Source organism: Methanobrevibacter sp., assembly GCF_045541095.1.
Classification (GTDB): domain Archaea; phylum Methanobacteriota; class Methanobacteria; order Methanobacteriales; family Methanobacteriaceae; genus Methanocatella.
The window spans coordinates 1-4,957 of sequence record NZ_JAZQIJ010000177.1 but is presented as its reverse complement, the minus strand read 5'-3'; the positions used below and the strand labels follow the sequence as shown (position 1 = coordinate 4,957).

The following is a 4,957-nucleotide window of genomic DNA, read 5'->3' as shown; positions in this document are numbered from 1 at the left end:
GTTAATTTCATTAATAATTTCTTTAAAGTAATTTTTATCATAGTCAGGAACATGAAATTCAGAATTTTCCAATTTAACTAATTTTTCATAAAATACATATAACGAAAATTCTTGGATAATGTTAGATTTTATATTTGTAATTTTTAAATCTCCTTCTTGACTATATATGTCATATCCTTGATTTTTAGCCACGTTATTAACAAATTCAGAGTTATTAATAGTTAAATTTCCATTGCTTGCTATTGCTCCCCCATTTCGGTTGGAAATATTTTCCTTGAATTGACAATCATGAAATTCCAGAATAGAATATTTCTCGGAAGATATTGCTCCTCCAGCGTATTCAGATTCATTTTCAGTAAAGTCGCACCTTTTGAGGATAATATTTCCATGGATTTCATTAATGATTGCTCCCCCTTCCGATGTTGCATTGTTTTTTCTAAAAGTGGAATCCTTAAGAATGATTTTGCCATAATTAAATAAAGCTCCGCCTGATTTAGTAGATCCATCATTAAATTCTGTATTGTAAATATTTAAATTTGCATCGGAATTGTTAAAAATTGATCCTCCACGATTTGTTGAACTGTTATGTTCAAAAGTGGAATCTTCAATGGTAGCTTCATTAAAGTTAAGTATAGATCCCCCATCTTCCGATGATTTATTATTAGTGAATATGGATGATGAAATTGTTAAATTGCCGTTGTTGCTAATTGCACCTCCATATTCATCTGCCACATTATTATCAAATTTTGAATTAATTATACTTAGCTTTTCGTCATTATCATTGTATATGGCTCCTCCATGATATTTAGAAGTATTTTTTTCAAAAGCGGAATCTTCAAGTAATGTTTCGCCATAATTAATTATGGCTCCGCCCCTTTCTGAAGAGTTATTATTAAATTTTGTATTATTTATTCTTAGTTTTCCGCCGCCGTTATTGAATATGGCTCCTCCACGGTCTTTAGAATTATTATTTTTAAAAGTGGAATCTTCAAGTAAGATTTCACCATAATTTATTATGGCTCCACCATCAACATTGGAACTATTGTCAATAAAAGAAGTATTGGTGATTTTTAAAGCGGAATCTTTCTTATGATAAATTGCGCCTCCATCTTTATTATTAGCATAACCATTTTTTAAAATGAAATTTTTAAGGATGATATTATTTCCTAATATACGAAATATTCGAGTTTTCCCACAAGCATCAACAGTATGTTCATTTCCGTCAATTACAACATTATCAGCATTAATTTCGATACCCTTATCATAGTATGAGGCTTCTGAATCATCTAATTTAATATCTGAGTCTAAAACTATCTTTTCAACTCCACTATGGATTAAATTATCAAGATACTTGAAATTTTCTACTCTATTGCTACTTTTTTCATTTTTTTTAGTTTTTTTATTTAATTTTTTACTTAATTTATTAAATAGGCCCATATTTTCACTCATTTAAGACTTTTAAATTTATGTTATCAATATAAATTAAACTTATTAACGATAGATTAATTACTCCTTAGTTTGTTGCTATTCTCCTCTTGAACTATTACAAAATCTTAAATTTCATGCAAACAATTAATAGTCTTTATTTGGGAAATTAAGGAATATTTAAATTTCTTTGTGATTTTCTTACGAATATAATAACCAATATATTTTAATGAATATATAAAATTTATTATAAATTTTGGGTCTGTAATATTTATGGGTTTATTTAATTTTTACATGTTTTTTGCATCCAATTTTGCATTTGGAAGTCTAAAAATATAATATAAGGTTAATCTGAAGTGTCTGACTCCATTGAGTCTTAAAAATAGATCATCATATAGATAATATCCAGAAAATTCGAATTCTTAATTCTGTATTGTTTCTTCTTGATTTTTGTTGGACCAATTTCGTATTGTTTGGTTAGATATTTGAATTCCAGGGAATATTTAGAAGTATTTGCTTATTTTACGTAGCGATTGCATCCTATTTTTATTATTTCTGATATTTTATCAATTATTTCTTGTAAATAATGTTTGTTGTTTTTTATTAGTGGATTGTTTTTTATTCCGAATTTTTTGCATTTTTTGCATTGATATTGCTGTTCTCTGAATTCTGTGATGTTTCTGTTGATATTTTGCTTGTTTTTTGTTATTGTGCCTTTTTTGATTTGCTTTAAAGTAATTGTGACTGATTTTAACCTTTCTTTTTTCAACCGAATATTTTATAAGTGGGTTAAATTAAATTAATACTTATTAATTTTTAATGGTGTTTAATAGTATGGAATTCTGTCCTGATTGCGGTAAGATGTTAATGCCAAAAAACGGCAATATTAAATTAGATGCGGCTATGAAAAATCACTGACTGATGAAGATATTGAGGAACAGTATCATATGGAAGGTGAAACCAACCCGCAGGCAAAGGTAATAGTAACCGACAGAAACAACGTTGCTCTGCCGACAACAAGGATAACCTGCTACAAATGCGGAGGCACAAAACGATACTGGTGGACAGTACAGACAAGATCTGCTGATGAAGCGCCTACCAACTTCATAAGATGCGCCAAATGCGGCAACACCTGGAGAAGTTCCAACTAGTAGGGTAATTTACCCGTTTCTTATTTTTCTCAATGGATTTGTCATTTTCCAGCTTTTTGAATTTAATATTTCCTCATTTAATTGCTTTAACCTGTCGTTTTCCTTTTGAAGATACTTATTTTCAGCAACTAATCTGTGGTATTCTGTGTCACTATTTTTATTAATCGGCATCCATTCCAGATGAATTTCCACGATTTGTTCATTTTTCACAGGCATTACATATAAAAACGGATCATCATGCCAAACAAGGGTATTTTTATTAATTATCTCTTTGCCGTTTATCAGGAATTTTGTAAAGTCTATGTATATAGGATATCTTTTTTTATTCCTGTCGGTTTCATTGACTCCCCTCAAGTTAATGTTCAGCTCTCCATCTTCAATGCATCTCAGGGTAATGTCCAAATCGCCTGCTGCACTTTCAATTGAACATCCTGATCCTTCCTCATCTTTCAGCCAAAATGGAAAATCTATTTTAGAAGATTTATCGGAATTCTCTATAATTTCAATGCCGTTATTCTTTGAGTTAATGTTCTTGATGTCCATTCTGCCGGTTATAAACTTTTCCAGCTGCAGTTTAAACTCCGGATTGTGGGTGGGATTAATTTGATCATCGATTTCGTAAGTTGTATCCAAAAACTTATCAAACCACTCTGAAATAAGCAATTCCCTGTTTTTAGAGTAATATTTTAGTGAATTCACAGTATAAATTATTGCAAAAGCAGGATATGCTTCCTGAATTGGAAAATAACTTCTGTTTTCAATGGAGTAAAGAATTAAATCATATATTTTTGAAGGTGTGTATTTTTTAAACTCGTATTTGAAAAAGTTAGATTTGAAGACGGATTTTAGATAACTGTTGATTTCTTTATAGTCAATTCTTTTATTATTTTTTATTTTCAATGGTGTTTTGTTGGTTTTTACACTTGATAAACGTTTAAATTCCTTAGCTTCATAAGGATATATTTCATTAATTCTTTTTGCATATTCAATGACTTCCTGTTTGAATTCACGCCCTCCTTCAACTTCAAATTCCAATAACTCAGGACAGTATCTGACAAATATCAGACTTATCAGTAATGAGCTGTCACGGCATTCTTCAGTATTTATTTTTAATTTAAACAAATCCTGGTCAATCAGTGGGGATAATGCCAGATTGTTGGACAGGTAATTTTCCACTGTCAGTTTTCCGAAATGGTTTCTGAGTCGGGTTTCTTTGTAATAGCTCCATTGGAAGGTATCGTCTTCGATATTCGGATTTCTTTTTTTAACTTTCTGGAGACTGTCTGTGATTATTTTTTCGCATGAAGGCGCAAATGACGGTTCGAATCTCTTTGCCCTGTTGACGATATTGACAACATGTGAAGTTGCGTTTCCTTTAGGCCATCCTCTGTTAACTGCTCCTCCCATTCCGGTAATTCTATAGATTGGGTCCTGTGAACGTTTTAACTTGAAGTTCATCTGTTTGTTGAATCCCAATTTGACGTAACATGACAAATATAGTACAGTTTGAATATCCGGATAATTATAGTAATTCACATCCAGTTTGCTGTTCAATCCAAAACCGTATCTTTGTGCTATCTGTGAAGCAATCCTGAAGTCTTCATCATGATTGTGATGGTCATTGTCGATTGAATTGACTCTTATGGAATTCAAATCAATGTTTGCAGCCAGTAATATTGATAAAACTACTCTTGTATCAAATCCTCCGCTCAAATCAAGGGATAGATTGTTTGTTTTTTCTTTGAGTGAACGGATTATGTCAATCCATTTGAAAAACCATTCATCTAATGTTTTCAAACCTTTTTCACTGTCAATAGGAATTGAATTTTCATTAAAATCAAGTTCTATAAAAGATAATTGTTTTGTTTTTGTATCAATGTGTATTTCGGTATTTCTTGGAATGCAGATAATTTCATTGATGAGTGTTTTTTCATAAACTATGGAAGATATTGTTTTTGGAAGCAGAGAAATATATGCGAAATCTTTGTTTAATGTCAGTTTATTATCGTATTTCAGGTAGTCCATAAGTTTGAGGAATGAATTTGATATTGCAAAATAATCTTCGTTTCTGTAAATATAAACTCCATATGAACCGATCATGTCTTGTGATATTGTTATTTCACTGTTTTTATTTTGAATTAGGACATATGCTCCAATTTTATCAAAATGAGTATAACTGATTATATCTTCATCCTGAACGATTTTTCCATTTTGAAGCGCAAAACCATAGAGTTTTTCTTCGGTTTCCTCAATATTGTTCGAATCTATAATGAAAAAGTTTTCATCAATAATTTCTTTTGATATCATATTATCGCAATTTTCTTAAATATTCAATTAAGTTCTAAATTAATATATAATCATTTAATATTTCATTTATTATA

Annotated in this window: 1 protein-coding gene and 3 pseudogenes; 1 reads left to right on the top strand and 3 read right to left on the bottom strand. The window is 30.3% G+C overall.

Going from position 1 to position 4,957, the window contains the following annotated elements:
* Both ACKI2P_RS07375 and ACKI2P_RS07370 read right to left on the bottom strand, forming a co-directional pair.
* Positions 1-1,449 (bottom strand): annotated as a pseudogene (locus ACKI2P_RS07375) (hypothetical protein); the annotation flags it as partial.
* A 314-nt stretch (positions 1,450-1,763) separates the two neighbouring features.
* Positions 1,764-2,155: pseudogene (locus ACKI2P_RS07370) on the bottom strand (hypothetical protein); the annotation flags it as partial.
* Between the two features lie 104 nt (positions 2,156-2,259).
* Between ACKI2P_RS07370 and ACKI2P_RS07365 the strand changes: the two are divergent.
* Positions 2,260-2,576 (top strand): annotated as a pseudogene (locus tag ACKI2P_RS07365) (transcription factor S).
* Between the two features lie 9 nt (positions 2,577-2,585).
* Here ACKI2P_RS07365 and ACKI2P_RS07360 read toward each other — a convergent pair.
* On the bottom strand, positions 2,586-4,883 hold the full coding sequence (locus ACKI2P_RS07360) for a hypothetical protein (RefSeq protein ID WP_407376411.1): 2,298 nt from the start codon (positions 4,881-4,883) through the stop codon (positions 2,586-2,588).
* Positions 4,884-4,957: the final 74 nt, after the last annotated feature.

Coding starts and splice junctions, on each gene's coding strand:
- ACKI2P_RS07360 (WP_407376411.1), bottom strand. CDS start 4,883: ATGATATCAAAAGAAATTATTGATGAAAACTTTTTCATTATAGATTCG.